Annotated in this window: 1 protein-coding gene; it reads right to left on the minus strand. The window is 60.3% G+C overall.

The window, feature by feature from the left end; all coding sequences use genetic code 11:
• Positions 1–239, minus strand: a 239-nt coding sequence (locus SB725_RS32345; protein WP_410923595.1) for an ogr/Delta-like zinc finger family protein, incomplete at its 3' end; no start/stop codon positions are given.
• Between the last annotated feature and the right edge of the window lie 18 nt (positions 240–257).

Raw genomic sequence — 257 nt, forward strand, 5'->3', positions numbered from 1 at the left:
AGTGCTAGCTGTTCAACTAGGCGCTCCCGCACATGGGGCGAAAGCGGTAGATTGAGCGATAGATTCGGCGTCGCAGACGGTGACAGCGTCCGCGCGAATTCCATGTTCACGACGTACGTGTGGCCGCATTCGGGGTTGTTGCACATGAATGTCACTTCGCGGAATGTCAGCGACATATCGCGACTGCTGCGCGCGGTGGCGCGGGTGCGGCAATGGGGGCAGCGGTTCAGGATTCGCATTGCGACTCCGGGTGATGT

Origin of the sequence: Pseudomonas sp. SIMBA_041 (assembly GCF_046535095.1) — a bacterium.
Lineage (GTDB): Bacteria > Pseudomonadota > Gammaproteobacteria > Pseudomonadales > Pseudomonadaceae > Aquipseudomonas > Aquipseudomonas mucoides.